This is a genomic window from Parapedobacter sp. GCM10030251 (assembly GCF_042666505.1).
Classification (GTDB): Bacteria; Bacteroidota; Bacteroidia; order Sphingobacteriales; family Sphingobacteriaceae; genus Parapedobacter.
The window spans coordinates 461,921-482,827 of the sequence record NZ_JBHTDN010000001.1; the positions used below are offsets into that span (position 1 = coordinate 461,921).

Here is a 20,907-nt window from a genome sequence, read left to right on the forward strand (position 1 = left end):
AGGATGAAGATATCATACAATTGGCTTAACGATTTTATACAAACAGGCAAAACACCCGAGGAACTTTCGGGGATTCTTACGGATATCGGGCTAGAGGTGGAGTCATTGGAAAGGGTGCAAAGCTTGCCGGGAGGCTTGGAGGGGTTGGTTATCGGCGAGGTGAAGACTTGTATACCCCATCTGAATGCGGATCGGTTGCGGGTTACGACCGTCGATATCGGCGGGGGAACGCTCCTGCCAATCGTCTGCGGAGCTCCCAACGTAGCGGTTGGCCAGCGTGTTGTCGTGGCTACTGTGGGCACTACGGTTTATCCGACGGCGGGAGAACCGTTTAAGATCGGTAAATCCAAAATCCGCGGAGAGGTGTCGGAGGGAATGATTTGTGCGGAAGATGAGATTGGTATAGGTACTTCGCACGAAGGCATTATGATTTTACCGGTTGATGCGCCGGTAGGCACTGCTGCCAAAGATTATTTTGGTGTTCACGATGATTTCATTTTTGAAATCGGGCTTACGCCGAATCGTGCTGATGCAGCTTCGCATTTGGGCGTGGCTCGGGATATCGCCGCCTATCTGCGTAGCGGGTATGAATTGCCGGATATCATGTCATTTACACCGGGTAATCACGATGCATTACCCGTTTCGATAGAGGATGCCGATGCCTGCCCGCGCTACAGTTCGGTGACCATCAGCGGTGTTCAGGTTGACGAATCCCCGCAATGGCTGAAAGACCGTTTGAAGGCAATCGGCGTACGCCCGATCAACAACATTGTGGACGTGACCAATTATGTGTTGCATGAATTGGGGCAGCCGTTGCACGCTTTCGATGCCAGTAAACTGTCGGGCAATGAGGTAGTCGTACGCAAGGCACGACCCGCTGAACCCTTTATTACCTTGGACGGGATAGAACGTGTTTTGGATGAGGCTGATCTTATGATCTGTGATGCAGAGAAGCCGTTATGCATCGCGGGGGTATTTGGTGGTGTGCATTCGGGCGTTACCGATAGAACCACCGCGGTGTTTTTGGAAAGTGCCTATTTTCATCCGGTTTCCGTGAGGAAAACCGCTAAGCGGCATGGACTCAAAACTGACGCTTCCTTCCGTTTCGAACGAGGTACCGATCCAAATATAACCGTTTTTGCACTGAAAAGAGCTGCACAGCTTATAACGGAAGTTGCGGGAGGCCATGTTTCTACCACCATTTCCGATTTATATCCGGCACCTATTCCGCCGTTTACGTTCGATGTGCGGTATGCGGCCGTGCAACGATTAATCGGGAAAGCTATTCCGGAATCGGAGATTAAAGCAATCATCGAGGCACTGGGTATTACTGTATTGGCCGAAACCAATGACGTATTGACCGTGCAGGTACCGCCCTATAAAGTAGATGTGACCCGCGAGGTGGACATTGTCGAAGAGGTGCTCCGCATCTATGGATACAACCGTATCGAAATTAAGCGGCAAATCAAGGCCTCATTAAACACATCGCCCAGACCGGATAAGGAGGTAGTACAAAATCAGGTGGCTGATTTGTTAATTGGGAATGGTTTCCGTGAAATTCTATCCAATTCGTTGACGAAAATGGACTATTTGGATGACGCTGATGCGGCCGTCCGGATTCTGAACCCGTTGAGTACTGACTTGGAAGTGATGCGGCAGAACCTGCTTTTTTCTGTGTTGGATACCATAGCCTATAACCAAAAACGCAAGCAGGTTGATTTGAAATTATTTGAGTTTGGAAGTACCTACCGCCTAGACCAGGAATTGTTTCTTGAAACGCAGCGCCTGGCTTTGGCCGTTGTGGGTAAACAGGATTCCCAGCAATGGAACCAGGCGCCCAAACCCGTGTCATTTTATTACATCAAAGCGGCGGTCGATGCGCTTTTGCGTCGGTTAAACATAACGGGATTTCAAGCGACAGATGCACCGGAATCTCATTATCAGTACGGATTGACTTATGAACGGGGAGGTAAGGCGCTGGTTTCCTTCGGGGCGGTAAATCCGCAGTCCTTGAAAAAAGCCGATGTGGACGGAGAGGTGTTTTATGCCGACTTTGATTGGGGATCGGTACTTAAAGCCATTCGAAAAAACAAAATTACCTACCGGGAAGTACCAAAGTTTCCAGCGGTACGGAGAGACCTTTCTTTACTGATTGATGCGGATGTGAGCTTCGGTAAGCTGAAAGAAATCGCTGAAAAAAGTGAACGGAAACTGTTAAAGAGTGTAAGCGTGTTTGACGTATACACCGGTGATAAATTGCCCGCGGGAAAAAAATCCTATGCGCTTCAGTTTGTTTTACAAGATGAAGAAAAGACACTTAATGATAAACAGATTGATGCGATAGTTAAAAAATTAATTTATAATTTTGAAAAAGAAACAGGTGCGGAAGTGAGGAAGTGAGTTGAAAGTGGGGGATTGTAAGTTGTGAAAATTGGAAGCGGAAGATATTCATTTTCAACTAATTATTCCATTTCAATTTTAAAAAAAGAACTACAAAAAAATGTCATCGGTAGCGGCACAATTGGCAAATGTGGTAGACAACACACGGAAGTTGTTAAACTTGTGCGCGTCCCTACAAGAGGAAAACGATATGCTCCGGCTTGAAGTGCAGTCGTTAAAGGTAGCATTTGATACAAGTAATGATAAGAATAAGCAGCTGGAAGAGAAGTTAAAGGCGCTCGCTGTGGCTCGTTCGTTAGAGGAGGGGCAGGTCGACAAAACGGTAATAAATGAAAAAATACTTGACACAAAGCAAAAAATTAACGATTTTGTGCGGGAAATAGATAGATGTATCGAGTTGCTCAGGTAATGAGCGGGAAAGTGACGTATAGTGAATTAGCTCAAACATGGGAGAAATTTCCATAAAAATAAACATTGCAGACCGGATTTATCCCTTGCGAGTGGATATGGAGGAGGAGGAGGTAATCCGGCGAGCATCAAAATTGATAAACGACAGAATTAAAGAGTTTCAGGAAAATTATGCAGTAAGGGATAAACAGGATTTATTATCGATGTGTGTACTTCATTACGCTACGGGAATGCTCAAGGCGGAACGCAAGTCAACCGTGGACGAAGTCGGTGTCGTAAAAGCTGTAAATGAACTGGACAACATGTTGACCGAATTCTTTAATAAATAACGTTCTTAATTATCAGAGCTTTAACACGAATTTACCGCAGTTAAATTCGGGTTTCACTATTTTAAACTTAACGCTTCAATATCACAAAGGCGTAAATGAGATGTAGGCCATTTTGCAGATGCCATCTGGTCAGGATCAGTACGCTAAACCTGTGTAAGGAAGTTTATAATACATGAGACCTGGTTATTTAATTGCGGTTTTTTTTTGCCGAATCGGTAGGTAATCGAAGGGCGATAAACAAAATGAAATAGCAACGTGAAGTATATAGGATAAATGAATAATTAAGTAAAATAAAAATAAGCAACAATGGAGTATATATACGTCGGCATAGCGTTTATTGTGGGGGTAGCAGTGGGTCGCTTCGCCTTGCGATTTCTATTTAAAAAGCAGGAAGTAGCGGCTCAGAGCAAAGCCAAAAAAATCCTTAAGGAGGCTGAACAAGCGGGTGAACATCTGAAGAAACAACGGCTGTTAGAAGCGAAGGAAAAGTTTTTGCAACTGAAGGCAGAGCATGAAAAAGAAACCAGTCAGAAAAACAATGCATTGAGTCAGCGTGAAGGAAGTATCCGGCAGAAGGAACAGTCGCTAAATCAGAAATTGGAAAACCTGAATCGCGAAAAGCAGGAGCTGGAAAACACTCGGAAAAACCTGGAGCGGCTTACCGAACTAAATGAAAAGAAGCAGGAAGAAGTAGAGCAACTCAAATCACAACACATCAAGCAACTGGAAACCATGGCAGGCCTGTCGGCCGAAGAAGCCAAAAATCAACTTGTCGAAAATCTCAAAGAGGAAGCTCGTTCCCAAGCAGTCATCCAGATCAAGGACATTGTAGATGAAGCAAAGCTGACGGCGACAAAAGAGGCGAAGAAAGTGGTTATTCAGACCATTCAGCGGACCGCTACGGAGAGTGCTATTGAGAATACCGTATCGATCTTTAACATTGAGAATGACGAAATCAAGGGACGTATCATTGGTCGTGAGGGACGGAATATCCGTGCACTTGAAGCAGCCACCGGGGTTGAGATTATTGTCGACGATACGCCGGAAGCAATTATTCTCTCCGGCTTTGATCCCGTACGCCGTGAAATTGCACGTTTAGCCCTTCACCGATTGGTGACGGACGGGCGTATACACCCTGCCCGTATTGAAGAAGTAGTGGCGAAAACCAAGAATCAAATCGAAGATGAGATTGTTGAAATCGGAGAACGTACCGTAATCGACTTAGGTATTCATGGGCTTCATCCTGAGCTGATCCGTATGGTGGGCCGCATGCGTTACCGTTCATCATATGGGCAAAATTTGTTGCAACACTCCCGGGAAGTTGCGAATTTCAGTGCAACAATGGCAGCTGAGTTAGGACTTAACGTAAAGCATGCCAAACGCGCCGGTTTGCTACACGATATCGGTAAGGTACCCGATGATAACCCCGAGCTGCCCCACGCCATTCTGGGGATGCAACTGGCGGAAAAATATAAAGAACACCCCGATGTATGCAATGCCATTGGAGCTCACCACGATGAAATCGAGATGACCTCGCTGATTTCGCCGATTGTCCAGGCATGTGATGCGATTTCGGGAGCCCGGCCGGGAGCCCGCAGGGAAGTTGTTGAAAATTACATCAAACGACTCAAGGAGTTGGAGGAATTGGCGTTGTCTTATCCGGGGGTTGAAAAGACCTTCGCTATACAGGCTGGGCGTGAGTTGCGGGTGGTGGTTCAGAGCGAGCGGGTATCGGATGCGCAAGCAGAATTGCTTGCTGCGGATATTTCCACACGGATACAAACGGAAATGACTTATCCGGGGCAAATTAAGGTGACGGTCATTCGCGAAACCCGGTCGGTTTCTTATGCGAAATAAGAGAATGGCCAGAATCAAGACGAAACAACAGAAATCGCAGATCACTCCCAAGCGGAAAGTGGATGTGTACTTTGAAACATTCGATAAGCAGTTTCAAAATCCGGTAAATCGCGTGATCCAGTACGTAGCTATCCCTGTTTTTTCGTTTGCGGTATTGGGCTTGGTGTGGATGATTCCGTTTCCTGAAATCGGATTTCTGAAGAGAAATGGGTATGATACTTTTCTTAATTGGGGCTCGTTTTTCATTGCAGGATTTATCTACTACTATCTCCGGCTAGCCACAACGCTGTCCTACGCGGTGCTGCTTACGGTGGGTGTATTCAGCTTCTTTATTGTGCGGCTGGAGTATATAGAACGAGCTGGTGGCCCTGCGGTTTGGATGGTATGTGCGTTGCTGCTATTGATGTCATTCCTTGTGTTGTATTTCGGCAAACGAATGGAAAAAAAACCTGTACCATTCAGTGTTTTTTCGCAGATGCTGGTATTGGGGCCGATCTGGCTATGGCATTTCGTTTTTAAGAAACTAAACATTCCGTATTAACGAAATGGTGGCCCATTAACCGTATTTTTTTGTCAATGCGCCCAATCCTATTGTGTAACCGAAGGCAGCAAACTGATATTTTAGGTTATTGATATGCTGTACCTGCTCGTCCTTGGGTACCTCTTCCAGAATGAGAATCCTACAATAGGCTTCAAGTAGTTTAAAACCGTAGGTTTCGCATATGGCTATAGCGTGTTGTCCAAGAATCCGATGATCGCGGTTGTGCGTAAGTTTGCCGGACTCGATATGGAAGAATGCATGTAAGAGGCGATAGGACAAGTTGTTTAACGACGCTGTATTTCCCTTGGCGACGAGAGATACCGCCAGTTCAGGTTCGTTGCATTCAAGAAGATATAGTCCATAGATAAGCGAAGTGAAATCTGCTTCAAATGTATGTGCCGGATCTAATTCTTCAAACCGGCGACGTACTAACTCACTGTACCACCGGGCTATTTGCACATTGCCGGATACTTTAACCAATATATAGATCAGTAAATCAAATAATTGTCCGCCCGATGCATGGGCTAACATCGAAAGTTTGTGCGGCAGTGCATTGAGCTCACGGCTAATGTCCTGATCTACTACGCCTTCCTTAAAATATTGGTAGAGGTAAGAAAGTACGCGGAGTGGGTTAATTAAGAAGTTCGTAAAGGCCTCAGGCTGCTTTGCGGAAAGTACATCAAGTTGCCGAAGCAGGTCTTCTTCTTCCCATTTCAACAGCGCTATGAAAGCAAGCTTGCTGCGAAGGATGATTTCGTGTGTCTCTGAGAGGTCGAACGCCAGAAGCTTGGCAATATTGCGTTCATATTCTGTTTGAAAACAGGAATGATTGAGCATGTACTCAACAAACCGACTATTGTGCAGCCGGAACTTCGTTTTGTCTTTATTAGCTGAGCCGGTATTCTCGCTGAGTTTATCAAGCCCGTCACATATAAAAGCGATTACTTCGAATCGATCCTCCTTTAGGAAAGGTATCGACTCGAATTGATTGATCAGTCTCATATCGCCGGATTCGATATAAAATAGTAACAACCATTTAAGCTGTTGGATTTTGGTTTGATTGTTAAACTCCGCCCGATCCAGTTTATGGATGAGCTCTTCCACCTGGCACCGGCTGTTAAACAGTCCGAGTGCCATAAAATAAGTGGCAACCGTGTTTGACTGAAATTGAATGACCGTCTGTTGCCGGACCTCGAGCCCATCGCTGGTTTCGACAAGGACGCCGGAGTGAAGCAAGTCGTTATAAGCCGTTTTATATTGCTTAATAATAGCGTATGCCTGTTTTTTGGTTACCTGCAATAGGTTGCCATTTTGTTCAATAAGCAACGACAGTTCTTCCATCATCGCTTGTTTCGCCAACGTGTTGACGCCGTTGAAGACCTTCTTTTTTAGATATTGTGTGATGACCAAATATTCATCGAACGACGTCGTCTGCCCTGGATTTAGCTCTTCTCCGTTTAATTCATAATAATATTGGAAGAAAAGCGGGATACGGACGAGGAGATTGTGATCGGCCTTTAGCAAGTGATACGACTTCGACTTGCCGTTGACGTTCCGTAGAAGCTGGTGTAATTCGGCGTTTGAGAAAGCAGGGATTTTAGCCGATTCATGGCCGGATGCTCCACTCAGAACCGAAAACCACTGAGGGTTTATGATCGTGTCTTTGAACAGGCTTTCGTATTTATACAAGGTTGCCGTGCGTAATATCAAAACGATGCGAAACCATTTATATTGGGCGAAATGGCATACCATTTCTGCAAATTGATTGATTATGCTGTAAAATTGCCGGTCGGCAATCAAATCACTATGCAGCTCATCGATGACCAGGTAAAAGTTGCCAGGTGCAGTATCTCTGTGGTGCTCCATAAAGGCATCCAGTAAATCGCCGGTGTCGAACCCCAACAGGTGTGCCAGCCAACGATTGCTATGGTAGCCGAAAGCCGTGCCTTGGAGAAGGGAAAGGCTGTTTGTAAACAGGTAAATGTCGTTCATTGAAGCTGCATGATTCTGGCAGATTTGTTTTTCTACCCAGCGAGATACGGCGATGGTTTTTCCATGCCCCGTATCCCCGCTTAGGATGCCTGTAGTGGCGCCGCTGCTGAGAAAATGATCCATAAAAATCTGCACGAATTCTCTCTCTATCGTGAGGTGATAGGGAATGCCGCATTTATGTTTATTGCTTTGAATATTGAATAAGCTGATTTTGGTCGCATTCAAAGAAATCTCACCCCACGAGCGCTGATGTGATGTTTGTAGCTTGCCTTGTTCCATTTGGGTGTAGAAATGGTCCCAACTTTCAAAATTGCAATATTCCGCCAGCGCATTAAGCGTGTATATAGATGGCTGGTGTACTGAAGATGCGAAACCAAAGACACGCTTAAGCGTGGTTTCGCTGACACTTTTATTAGTTGCGGATTTAATTTCGAGGGCCAGCCGGTAACAATCGGCAGGGACAATCTGCGCAATTTGGGACTTGCCCAACACCAATGACTTTAGCTTATCGAAATAAGCTTGTAGGTATGTTTTCATGTAAAGGTAGATGTTAGAACAATAAACCTGATTAACGTTGATTAATCTCCCACTTATTGTTTTTTAAGTTTTTCAAAGGTGAATCGGCAATCAGTGCTTGTTGTCACATGCTAATTATTACTTTCGTTTTCGGTGATTGCGTCTTCTTACTTCTATTAGTGCATGATTCGCGTTCGCCAAAGATAGAATATTTTCCGTTTTGCCTAATTCATCTGTCTGAATAATTTGAACGTCAGCTCTGCTTGTTTTCCCGCTTTGGCAGCGAAGGTTTAATTTAAGGAAGCCTTTCATGAACTCATGGTTAGGCTGCCTAATAGCAAACTTACACATAATTTGTTGGTACGCATAACATACCATATAACGTGAATGAAATGAACAGATGATATGCAAAATGAATAGAGTGAACAACCTAACCGACTTGTGACCCAATTATCTTTGCGAGAAATAAGGTTATGCAGAGTAGCTTATTACAAAGAGACATTTCCGAAGAACAAGGCGCTCTCCGGAAATGTCAAAAACATCTACCGGCTATAAAAGTGCAATAACCATACCATTTTTGGCAATAGAAAGCTTTCCTCTTTGGATCATTTCATTGCCTAATGAAAAACAAACAAAATTTTTTTGTGCGTAATGCACAAAAAACGCTGATTATCTATTGAAAAACATTTTACGCTTATAAACCCATTGTTATATGGAAGCATCATCTACTTATCTGAAAACTAATTTCTTGAATTTTATTATTTGTTGCGTAGCTGCCATTGTGGTGCTGTTTTCTCCTTTTGGGGAGGTGATGGGACAGGAGCGGGAGTATGCGAATAATGTGTCTTCTGGGATAAGAGCTTGGAGGCAATTGATTGGTGAAGCCGGAGAAGTCAATAATCCGCCCTCAGAAATAGCAAGCGCCACGCCATCTGGTGTCGTTGGAACAAATTTTTCGGCTAGCTTACAGGCCACGACGATGACAATTCCGTTATTAAACATCGGTGCTAATGGAGAGGCGTGGGTCCAGTATAAATTCGCCGATAATTTAACACCAGGAACAAAGGTTTTAATACCTTTTGATTTGCCGACATCTGCGGGGGTTAACCTGGATCTGCTAAATCTTGTCGGGGGATTATTAGGTCTAGTAGAGAGCAATATCGTAAATGCATCGGTCTATTCGGGAGCCACCTCTAGTAGTAATGGTACCGAAATTACTGCAGGAATTTATAAAGACATTGTACGTGATGCCGAGGGAAACCTATGTTTTTTGGTAACCTCTACAGGTTCGAATTTTAATTCGGTTCGGTTTAGTTTGAGGTATCAAACCAGCTTGTTGGGGATTAATTTAGGGTCATCATTGACGTCTAAAACATACGATGCTTATTATCTAGAGGGAGTAGATGCATGTACATCCGTACTGATTACCGATTTAGGACGTTCACAAGGTATTAATGTAGATTTATCGGAAACTGTCATCAATCCTGAATTCGTAATTGACGAAAATACTTCAAACTATTCGGAGATCAGATTGGGATTACTAGCTGCAGGTGCCACAGCTTCTCAGAATATTTATTTTCCTGAATTATCTGAACCCAATTCTACACTCAATGTTAGGCTTCAGGTTAACCCCACGGCGTTGAACGTGAATCTTTTGGGCGCCTACGGAGTCAGAGCATACAATGGAAACACACAGGTATTCGAACAGGTAATCAACGGTGGGTTGATTGGCGGGCTGGACGTTTTGGGACTTCTAGGCAGTGGTGGGATTGTTACGATACCATTTGATGTAGCAGGCCAATATGACCGGGTGGAAGTGGTACTCAATTCAACGGCGAATCTTAATGTTGGTTCCGGGTTACGTTTATATGGCGTAAGTCGAACCAGTGCATCGTGTCCGCCTCCTCCACCAACTCCGAGTCCGCTGATTGATCCGGTTTGTGCAAATGCAACTATTGTAGCCATGCAAAACGTGGACGATGGGCAGAATGCCGTAGACGGAGACTTTGATAGCTATGCCACTGTTCGCTCGGATGCAGGTGTATTGATTGGCCTAGGAGGTAACGAAGGGCACTTAGAGGTGGCTTTCGACAGCCCGGTTCCAGTTGGAAAAACTGCTTACGTTCGAATTGATTATGACGAGAACGTGTTAAAAGCCTTGCTGGCCGGCAGCTTAGGGAATGTCGTCGCCTATCTACTGGACAATTTGGTTTTAGGCAATCACTATTTTGACGTTGTATTGACCAATAGTGGATCTCCCGTATTAACTACCTCGGGAAATGATTTCTTTGACAATGCGAACGGTCAAGTTAGAATTGTACAGGACCGGTTGGGTCGGTATTATATTGCGATCAAGGCAGAAGAGGAATTTACAAACATTCGTTTAGTCGACCATACCGTTGCTGCTTTGGGTGTGTTAGCTCCGGATAAGTATTTAAACGTTTATAGCGTTTGTTACGAAAATAGCGATGAGATTTGTGATCCTGCTTTTGCTACCTATGTCGATGGAAGTGGCATTAGTTTAGGCGTGACCCCGCTTGGCAATGTCGGCGTGACGGATGCGCCTCATGTCATTGATGGGAATCCAACAACCGCTTCAAAAATCAATATTGGCAATGTTGGGGTTGGTGCTTCTGTTTACCAATATGTGAATTACCACTCGCTCTCGGCAGAGACCGATCACTTCCGTGTGAAGCTGAAGATGCCGGGAGGTGCTGTAACAGCCGAGGTACTGGGAAGTATCGTCATCAAGGCTTTTAACGGAAATGAAGAGGTCTATTCACAACGGCTTACTAGCGGATTGATTTCTGGCGCGGATTTGCTGGAACTAATCGCCAACCAAGAAATGCTTAATATCCCGATCGCTCCAGGCAGAGCATTTGATCGTGTGGCTGTAGGTATCGAATCGTTGGTGTCCGCAAATGTGATCGATAATCCGCTGGAGATTTACAGCATAGAGCGCTTTAGTGCCGATTGTCCGGATCCGGAACTAACTATACCCGATCCTACGGAAACGCCTTTTGAGCAAGCTTCTTGTGAGGCAGAGGTCGTGGCGTGGGATCACGCGAACTTCCCGCATCGGGCGGCAGACGGAAATAATGAGACTTTTGCGACGTTATCCGCTAGCAGCGGTGCGCTGCTGGGAATCGGAGCTTACTCGGGCTTCCTCGAATATGAATTTGCTACGGAAATCCCAGCCAACAAGACGACTTACATTCGTATTGATATGGAAGACGATCTCTTGGGGCGCTTTTTGAGTGGAACGCTGGGAACCCTCGTAGATAATGTGGGCGGTTTATTGCTGGGCGATCACTATTTTTCAATAGAGGCCAAGCCCAGTATTAACGGTAATCCCGTTTTAACCGGATCCAGCCAAAGCGGGTTTACGGATGTCGAGGGCGGTGATCTTCGCTTGGTACAGGATAATATCGGCCGGTATTACATCGCGGTTACCCCCGATGAACCTTATCGCAATATCCGGATTACAGAACACTTCCCCGCTTTAGTGGGTACCACTCAAGGGGGAAGTGAAATGAATATTTACGAAGCCTGCCAGGAAATCGGAGTGGATGCCTGTCTACCGGCTCAGTTCACTTCCTTTGACCAAACGGGATTGTCCTTGGGTGCGTTAAATGGCGCGGGTGTCATTAATGCGGATCATGCGATCAACGGCAATTCATCCGATTATTCGGAAATCAGTACCGGAACGGTTGCTGTAGCAGCGGAGGTGTCGCAACGGATTTATTTCAACCAGTTGTCTCAACCGGGGGACGAACTTCGTATACGTCTCCAAATGAGCGCACCGACGTTATTGACTGTCGATGTCCTTGGAAACTATGAAGTAGTAACCTACAATGGATCGCAGGAACAGGAAACCTTTACGCTGCAGGACGGAGGTTTAATAAATGACCTGAATTTATTGAACATATTATTCAATTCCGGAGGTATTCAGACACTCACTTTCGAGACTCAATTGCCGTACGACCGGGTAGACGTAAAGGTTAACTCGCTACTAAACGCGACGTTGAGCTCGCCGGTGCGACTATATGAAGTAAAACGGATTGGTGCAGGATGCCCACCTGATCCGGCAACAGAGTCGCCTTTTGAAAACCCGACTTGTATCACTGAGGTGGTCGCCGCATCTAATGCGGATGACATACAGAACTTATTTGACGAAGACTTTGATACGTATGCGGTATTGAATTCGGGTGCAGGAACATTGCTGGGTATCAATGAATACGAAGGCTTTGTGGAATTGGGCTTTGGCCAGACCATCGAAGCGGGAAAAACAGCGTATGTGCGCATTGATTTCGACCCGACTTTGCTGGACAATTTGTTGGGTGGTAGCATCGGCGGTGCGCTGGCTTCAGTGGTGAACAATTTAGTCTTAGGCGATCATTACTTCTCAGTTCAAGCGAAAAACAACGATGCCATCGTTTTACAAGGCGGGAGCAACAATAATTTTGGAGGCAATACTGACCGTATCCGTATTGTACAGGATAAATTCGGGCGGTATTACATTGCCATCACGCCAAGCCAGGAATTTAATGCAATCCGAATTACAGATCATACTAATTCTGCTCTGGGCTTATTGACTCAGCCAAACACCATGCATGTATATGGTGCCTGCGTGGATAATCCAACGGCTGATTGCCAGCCTGTGTTTGTCACTTCATTTGATGCTACCGGGCTTGACCTGGATTTGGCTGATCTCGGTGGTTCTGGAGTAACCGATGCGTCACATGCTATTGATGACAATACAGACAATTATTCCCAAATTAATCTGGGGGCTGTTGCCGTCGGAAAATCCGTTGAGCAGTACTTCGATTTTAGAAAGCCAGCGCTTCCAAGTGAAGTGGTGAATGTCACGCTTTCTTATGAAATGGGTGCTGTTGATCTGAACTTGTTAGGAAGCATCGAGATCAAGGCTTACAACGATTTGGTTGAAGTGGCCGAATTGGAATGGAATGGCGGTATTATCAATGGCGTGAATGTACTTGGCCTGCTGAATAACGGCGGAAGGGCTACGATACCATTCGCGCCGGGAGTGGAATATGATCGGATCAGTGTGGGGATTTCCGGAGTGGCCGGCCTTAGTGTACTTCCGGCCTTGCGGGTATATGCGGTAGAAAAAGACTGCAATGTGCCGCAATTCGTTGCTTGGAAGAGCTATGTGGTGGATGGCGACGCGACCGTTGCCTCCGTGAAAGGCGGTGAAGAAGTAGTATACACCATTCATGTCCGCAATACGGGTCAGGTAGCGCTTCAGGATTTGATAATCACCGACGCCCTCCCTGCAAATACAACATTTGTAGAAAGTGCAGATGGCACATTAGACGGTAATACCGTTACATTTAGTGGTATCGATGTCCCTGTTGACGGTGAAGCTACAGTCAGCTTTACGGTTGCGGTTGACGCAAATTTGACCGGCGTGAGTGAGATTGTCAACGTCGCGCTTATTAAAACGGATGCGAGCGATCCTGGAAAGGAAACTTTCCCGCCATTGGATAACCAAAATCCGACAGATCCGGATGAGAGTGGTGATACCGGAACAATTATTCCCGTAGAGCAAATTAGTTCGCTGGTTTCTTGGAAAGCCTATGCCATTACGGGAGGCGCTTCCACAACTTCGGTTAGCGGCGGAGAAACGGTTGAATATAGCATCTATGTACGCAACTTGGGCAATCAGGATTTAACCAATGTTGTGATCTCGGACGTGTTGCCTGAAGGTGTGGACTATGTTTCCGGTGGATCGCTTAGCGGTAATACGGTGCAGTTCACTATTGGGACATTGCCGGTTGGTGCGACCTCAGATCCGCAGGTATTTACCGTTACCGTCAATGAAAACCTCACGGGTATCGACGTAGTCCGCAATGTGGCTACTGTGGTAAGTGATGAAATAGCAGTTCCGGAAGAAAGCTTTCCGCCAATTGACAATGAAAACCCGACAGATCCGGACGACAGCGGTGATACCGGTACCGATATCCCTGTTGACCATGTGTCTTCGGTGGTCTCCTGGAAAGCTTATGAAGTGAATGGAGATGCCACTGTTACGGCTGTGAGTGGCGGAGAGACCGTTGAATATACGATTTATGTAAGAAATACCGGTAATGTGAACCTGACTAATCTGACGATCAGCGATGTGCTGCCAGCGGGCGTAACCTGGGTGTCAGGTGGAAACCACGCCGGTGGTACAGTAACATTTACGATTCCGACTTTAGTTGTCGGAGCGACTTCACCGGGCTTAACGTTTACCGTTGAAGTGGCTGAAGATCTTACCGGCATCGATGTGATCCGGAACGTAGCAACAGTCGTCAGCGACGAAGTGACTACACCTGAGGAAAGCTTCCCGCCAGTAGATAATGAAAATCCGACAGATCCGGACGATACCGGTGATACGGGAACAGAAATCCCCGTCGAGGCAATTCACGATATTGACATCGCGCTAAACGGCGTGAGTGACGGTGCTAACACCGGACAGGCAATTTCTGGAGATAACATTACCTATACCGTCACGGTAACGAATACCGGCAATAAAGACTTGACGGGCGTTACTGTCGACGGACTGGTGCCGACAAACACGACGTTTGTTAGCAGTGCAGACGGTGGTACGGAAAGCGGAGGTGATGTTTCATTCCCACCGTTCGATCTGGCCGTAGGCGAGACACGTACCTTTACTTATGTAGTCGAAGTGGTCGCATTCGATCCGGACGATGTAACATCAATCGACAATACAGCCACGGTTACATTCCGTAATGAAGACGATACAGCTGATGAGACCAAGACGGCTGAACACAGCATGCCTACCGATTGTGTGACGGTGAGTGCTGGGAACATAGCCTTAGATGCCGACCAGGATGCCATCTGTGAAGGAGAAGAGATCCAACTGACCGCTACGTTAAATGGGGTAACTATACCAGATGCAATATTCTTATGGTATACGAATGCCGGCTTAACGGGTACACCAATGCAGGGTGCAACGATAACCGTTAGTCCAACCGCATCCACAACGTATTATGTGGTTGTAAACGGTGCCGGTTTCTGTTTCAACAATCCGCCAGCAACGATCTCCGTTACGGTAGAAGAAACACCGGAAGTTCCGACCATCACGATTGTGGGCGGAGACGCGGAAATCTGCGAAGGTGAATCTGTGGAATTGACGGCAACGGCGGGTGCTGCTAGCTATATCTGGTATTTGGACGGTGTTGAATTAACAGGAGAAACCAGCGCGACCCTAGTGGCCGACGAAGATGGTGTATATACGGTGAAAGCCCTGAATGCTACAGGATGCGAGAGTGGTATTTCGGCGGGTGTAACCGTAGAGGTACTTCCGTTGCCTGCCCAGCCGACGATTACCTACGACGGTGTGCCGGAAATTTGTGAAGGAAGCGTTATTATCTTAACTTCAAGTGCGACAACGGGCAATCAGTGGTACAAAGATGGCGTAGCGTTGGCCGATTCGACTCGTCAGCAATTGGTTGTTACTGAAGGGGGTGATTATACCGTGGTGGTAACCGGACCAAATGGCTGTCCGAGTGCGCCCTCAGACGCCGTAACGATAGCGGCGAATCCCACTCCGAAAATCACCTTGGATGGCCCTGCAAATTACGCGATAGCAATCGGTGGAACGGTACAGCTTCCGGGGGTCACCACGGACCCTGCAGGTGCTACCGTAACGTGGCTTGATCCGGACGGAAATCCCGTATCCGGTACCGTCGGTCCGTTCAATACGCCTGGCACTTATATTTATACCGTTGTAGCCGAAAGTGGTGATTGCAGTACTACAACATCGATCAGCATTGTTGTGTTCGATCCGAATGCCTGTCCTCCGGGATACGAGCGGATCTATGCTACCGAAGTCATTGGCTCGACCGCCGGAATTACAAGTCCAAATAGCGCTATTGGCGGCGATTTGGTAGATAGTGCCAATGTGCAGATTCCACTGTTGTTGTTCGGTGTACGTAATTTCGACCTTGGCTTCGGCCAATCGTTCACAAGTGAGGATATTCACGTGAAGTTGGGCACAAGGCAGGGAGTGGATCTGCTTGGCGGTGTAGAGGTCAGCCTTCAACCGTTGCAAGACGGAACTCCAGTGGGTACGGCCGTCTCCTTAAATTCAGGTTGGTTGCTGAGCCTATTGGCTGGAGCCGACCAAGGAGATGTGATGATACCGACGGCCGATGATGTTACTTTTAACGGGGTACGCGTCCGGGTTCGTTCTGCGCTGATCTCACTTGCAGGTGCGATTGATGTACATGCTGCTTATGTAAATACGAAGGTTACTGAGTTGGCCGACTGTGAAGAGGTGAGTGATATACTAACGGGTTCGACTTCCGGTGTATTGGGTTCATTGAATGGTGTGACCAACAAGTGGGCGGTTGCTGAAGACGACTTAAGTCAATTTGCAACCATTCGTCAAAACGTAGGAGTTGCTGGACATGTACATTTGACCACCATTTATCCATCGCAGGCAAAAGCGGGCGATTCGGTTCAGGTGATCTTGCGTAATCCGTCTGGCGGATTGCTGGATGCTAGCGTGCTAGCTGGCATCTGGGTCCGCGCATACAACGGAAATACGCTGGTTAAGGAAACCGCTGTCAGCGGAGCTTTGCTGAATGTGCGGCTGTTGGATGGCTCTTCAGACATTAATATTGTTTCATTCCCGGTTGAAACACCATTTGATCGGGTAGAGGTACGTGCAGGAGGGATTGCTAGTGCATTGACGAGCTTGGATGTATTCAGGATCCAACGGATAGCAGACATTAATATCGTCGCGCCCGTGCCGGTTGACGGCATTGTGGAAGTCTGCCAAGGTGGGGATATCACGCTTGAGGCCGATGACTGTGGTACAACATACGAGTGGTACGAGAATATGACAGGTGGAACAGCGATTGCCGAAGGACTGGTATTTACGGTTCCGACGGATTGGGCACCGGGACTGCGGACGTTGTATGTTCAACCGAAGCGATTCGGTTGTGACTACGGCGCGCGAATTCCCATTGTCATCAATGTCTTGGAATCACCAACTGCCGATGATATCACGGTGGAAGCCGATGAAGATATTTATTGCGTCGAAGATGAGGTTGTGCTTACGGCCACCGCTGTGGCAACCATTGCTGACCCACAATTTAACTGGTACTTCGACGCCGATAAATCAGAGCCGATTGTTGATGGTGCTGAAGTAAATGGCGCAACGTATACCATCCTGAATGGCGAGATGACCATTTCTGGCCTCTCAGCTGGCAATTATACATACTACGTAAGCGTAAGGAGTGGGGCCGACGGTTGCGAAAATGGCGCTGGCGATTTGGCATCCATTACTATTACAGTAGATGAAGAACCTGCACCGGTACTGACCGAGCTTGCGCAGGTATTCTGCGAGATTGATATGCCTACGGTTGCCGACCTGAACACGGACGGTACCACGGGTACGGTTGTATGGTACAGCGCGGCCACGGGCGGCACACCGCTTGCTGCGGATGCGGCTTTGACGGCAGGTACCTACTACGCTGCCCAGGTGGGCGAGAACTGCGAGAGCGCTGACCGGACGGCGGTGACGGTGACGATCACCGAACCCCCGGCACCGGCATTGACCGAGCTTGCGCAGGTGTTCTGCGAGATTGATATGCCGACGGTTGCCGACCTGAACACGGACGGTGCCACGGGTACGGTTGTATGGTACAGCGCGGCTACGGGCGGTACACCGCTTGCTGCGGATGCGGCTTTGACGGCAGGTACCTACTACGCTGCCCAGGTGGGCGAGAACTGCGAGAGCGCTGACCGGACGGCGGTGACGGTGACGATCACCGAAACCCCGGCACCGGCATTGACCGAGCTTGCGCAGGTGTTCTGCGAGATTGATATGCCGACGGTTGCCGACCTGAACACGGACGGTGCCACAGGTGCGGTTGTATGGTACAGCGCGGCCACGGGCGGCACACCGCTTGCTGCGGATGCGGCTTTGACGGCAGGTACGTACTACGCTGCCCAGGTGGGCGAGAACTGCGAGAGCGCTGACCGGACGGCGGTGACGGTGACGATCACCGAAACCCCGGCACCGGCATTGACCGAGCTTGCGCAGGTGTTCTGCGAGATTGATATGCCGACGGTTGCCGACCTGAACACGGACGGTGCCACAGGTGCGGTTGTATGGTACAGCGCGGCCACGGGCGGCACACCGCTTGCTGCGGATGCGGCTTTGACGGCAGGTACGTACTACGCTGCCCAGGTGGGCGAGAACTGCGAGAGCGTTGACCGGACGGCGGTGACGGTGACGATCACCGAAACGCCGGCACCGACCATTGATAATGCAGCACCTGAATTCTGCGAAACGGATAACATGACGTTGGCAGATCTGCAGGTGGCGGGTACCGACATTAAATGGTACGCTTCCGCAACATCCACAGAGGTGCTGCCAGCAACTACGGTACTTGAAAACGGCGTGACCTACTACGCTACTCAAATGGGCGATAATTGTGAAAGTGCCGAAAGGTTGGCAGTAACACCTGTGATTAATGATTGTACCGCGTTATTGTCAATAACCAAAACAGCCGATCAAGATCGCGTAATAGCTGGAGAGAGCACAACGTTTACGCTGACGATTACCAATGAAGGTCCGGGCGCTATTCAAAGTGGAGATATCATCAAGCTGGGCGAGCGTCCAAGCGAAGGTGTTGTCATCACCGGCTACGAGGTAACCTCCGGCAACGGAACGGCTAATGGAAGTGGTAATTCCGCAACAGTAACGGCAAATGCCCTTATTCCTACGGGAGGTACTATTACGGTAAAAGTGACCGCGACTGTTGATGCGGATGCTCCAGAAACGATTGCCAACGGTATCGATGTGTGGGGGCCAGATAAAGATCCGGAAACTGATCCGAAAGACGATGAGGACGATACGCCACCGATACCGGTAGACCGTGTGTCTACCTTGGGTATCACCAAAGTGGCAGATGAGGCACGTGTGAAAGCGGGCGAGAGCACCAGCTTCACGCTGAACATTACTAACAACGGTCCTTCCTTTATCCAGGTTGGTAAGGAAATCAGTCTGACGGAACGTCCAGGTGAGGGTGTCACCATCACCGGATACGAAGTGACCGCCGGTACAGCTACCGTTGCCGGCAGCGGAAATACCGCGGTGTTAACGACAACGGGTAAGATTGCCGTAGGTGGTACCATTACGGTGAAAGTGACGGCAAATGTCGCCGCAAACGCGGGTGAAACCATCACCAACGGTATTACGGTTTGGGGACCGGACAAAGATCCGGAAACCGATCCAGAGGATGATGAGGACGATACCCCACCCATACCGGTAGACCGTGAAGCGGTTTTGAGCATCACGAAAGTGGCCGACCAAGCTCGGGTTAAGGCGGGCGAAAGCACTAGCTTCACATTAACGATTACCAACGAAGGTCCGGCTGTAATAGCGAGCGGTAAGGTGATCAGCCTGACGGAACGTCCGGGCCAAGGTGTAACCATCACCGGCTACGAGGTGACCTCGGGCAATGGTACAGCTGCCGGAACAGGCAACTCCGCAACGGTGACCACGAGTGGAGCGATTGCTGTGGGCGCTACCATTGTTGTGAAGGTAACGGCGAATGTGGCCGCAAATGCGGGTGAAACCATTACCAACGGCATCACGGTTTGGGGACCAGACAAAGATCCGGAAACCGATCCGGAGGATGACGAGGACGATACACCTCCGATCCCAGTAGATCACGAGTCTGTTTTGAGTGTTACCAAATCAGCAAATGATCAACGTGTAATAGCGGGTGGAACCACCTCGTTTACCGTGACGGTAACCAATAATGGCCCGGCTGTTATCGCAGTAGGCAAAACCATCGCAGTAGAAGAACGTCCGAGTGCAGGACTGGTGATTACCGGATATGACGTAACTTCTGGGAATGCAACTATTGGTGGAAGCGGAAATAACCGTCAATTGACGACGACAGCAGCCATTGCGGTGGGCGGATCTATTACATTCGACATTACGGCAAACGTTACGGCACCCGCTGGCTCGACTATTTCGAACGGCATAGCGGTGTGGGGGCCCGATAAAAATCCTGGCACGGATGACGAAGACGACGAGGACGAAACACCTGAAATTCCGGTAGAACGGCCTTACGTGCTCAGCGTCGAGAAAGTTGCGGATCAATCGCTCGTGACTGCCGGACAGACCACTACCTTCACTGTGACTGTAACGAACAACGGACCGATGGCGATTGAATCCGGTAAGGAAATCGCGCTCCGGGAACGTCCGGGAGCGGGTGTGACCATTACAGGCTACCAAGTGGTTTCAGGTGCGGCGTCAGTTGTTGGTACCGGAAATCAAGCCACGATTACAACAACCGATGTCATCGACGTAAATTCAATCATCGTAATTAAGATTACGGCAGACGTCGCCGCGACGGCCGCGGGTACTATTACAAATGGTATAAGCGTGTGGGCGCCCGACCGGGATCCGGATACCGACGATCCGGATGACGAGGACGACACAGACCCTGTTCCGGTGGATGCAACGTTGATTATTCCGAATCTGTTCACACCGAACGGCGATGGGTTGAACGACTTGTTTGTCATCAAAAACCTGCTGCAATACCAAGGTCGGGAATTGACGGTGATTAACCGGTGGGGCAACCAGGTCTATAAGAGCAACAACTATAATAACGACTGGGATGGAGGTTCACTTGCTGAGGGTACGTACTATTATATCCTGCGCGTCCGCAATGGCAATAATGGCGAATGGCGGATCTATAAAGGTGCTGTAGCCCTCATTAGAGTAACCGGTCGCTAAATGAAGATAACCTGCCGAGCGATACGCTCGGCAGGTTCACTAAAACGATGCTGATTTGACCACATCCAATA

At 48.2% G+C, this 20,907-nt stretch carries 7 protein-coding genes; 6 read left to right on the top strand and 1 reads right to left on the bottom strand.

From position 1 onward, the window contains the following. Positions 1 to 3 precede the first annotated feature (3 nt). The 5 genes from pheT (at position 4) to ACFQRK_RS02055 (ending at position 5,535) form a co-directional block, all read left to right on the top strand. Positions 4 to 2,400: a phenylalanine--tRNA ligase subunit beta gene (gene pheT / locus ACFQRK_RS02035; protein ID WP_379003113.1), complete on the top strand. Its 2,397-nt coding sequence runs from the start codon at positions 4 to 6 to the stop codon at positions 2,398 to 2,400. Positions 2,401 to 2,500: 100 nt separating this feature from the next. Beyond that, a complete protein-coding gene (locus tag ACFQRK_RS02040) occupies positions 2,501 to 2,809 on the top strand; it encodes a hypothetical protein (RefSeq protein ID WP_379003115.1) in 309 nt (102 codons plus the stop codon). Positions 2,810 to 2,846: 37 nt separating this feature from the next. Continuing rightward, a complete protein-coding gene (locus ACFQRK_RS02045; RefSeq protein WP_379003117.1) occupies positions 2,847 to 3,137 on the top strand; it encodes a cell division protein ZapA in 291 nt (96 codons plus the stop codon). Positions 3,138 to 3,443: 306 nt separating this feature from the next. Further along, positions 3,444 to 4,994 (top strand): ribonuclease Y, encoded by a 1,551-nt coding sequence (rny, locus tag ACFQRK_RS02050; protein ID WP_379003119.1) that lies wholly within the window; start codon positions 3,444 to 3,446, stop codon positions 4,992 to 4,994. Continuing rightward, complete coding sequence (locus tag ACFQRK_RS02055; protein WP_379003121.1) at positions 4,984 to 5,535, top strand: hypothetical protein; 552 nt, start codon at positions 4,984 to 4,986, stop codon at positions 5,533 to 5,535. The genes rny and ACFQRK_RS02055 overlap by 11 nt, the downstream gene beginning before the upstream one ends. 15 nt (positions 5,536 to 5,550) lie before the next feature. Here the strand turns inward: ACFQRK_RS02055 and ACFQRK_RS02060 are convergent, their stop codons facing one another. Beyond that, a complete protein-coding gene (locus tag ACFQRK_RS02060) occupies positions 5,551 to 8,064 on the bottom strand; it encodes a hypothetical protein (protein WP_379003123.1) in 2,514 nt (837 codons plus the stop codon). Positions 8,065 to 8,755: 691 nt separating this feature from the next. Here ACFQRK_RS02060 and ACFQRK_RS02065 point away from each other — a divergent pair. Continuing rightward, positions 8,756 to 20,836 carry a gliding motility-associated C-terminal domain-containing protein gene (locus tag ACFQRK_RS02065; protein ID WP_379003125.1) on the top strand — a complete coding sequence of 4,027 codons (12,081 nt, stop codon included), beginning with the start codon at positions 8,756 to 8,758 and terminating at the stop codon, positions 20,834 to 20,836. The last annotated feature ends 71 nt before the right edge of the window (positions 20,837 to 20,907 follow it).

What these genes read in the sequence shown, in the direction of transcription:
- rny (WP_379003119.1), top strand. Translation starts at nt 3,444, where the DNA reads ATGGAGTATATATACGTCGGCATAGCGTTTATTGTGGGGGTAGCAGTG.
- ACFQRK_RS02060 (WP_379003123.1), bottom strand. Translation starts at nt 8,064, where the DNA reads ATGAAAACATACCTACAAGCTTATTTCGATAAGCTAAAGTCATTGGTG.
- ACFQRK_RS02040 (WP_379003115.1), top strand. Translation starts at nt 2,501, where the DNA reads ATGTCATCGGTAGCGGCACAATTGGCAAATGTGGTAGACAACACACGG.
- ACFQRK_RS02065 (WP_379003125.1), top strand. Translation starts at nt 8,756, where the DNA reads ATGGAAGCATCATCTACTTATCTGAAAACTAATTTCTTGAATTTTATT.
- ACFQRK_RS02055 (WP_379003121.1), top strand. Translation starts at nt 4,984, where the DNA reads ATGCGAAATAAGAGAATGGCCAGAATCAAGACGAAACAACAGAAATCG.
- ACFQRK_RS02045 (WP_379003117.1), top strand. Translation starts at nt 2,847, where the DNA reads ATGGGAGAAATTTCCATAAAAATAAACATTGCAGACCGGATTTATCCC.
- pheT (WP_379003113.1), top strand. Translation starts at nt 4, where the DNA reads ATGAAGATATCATACAATTGGCTTAACGATTTTATACAAACAGGCAAA.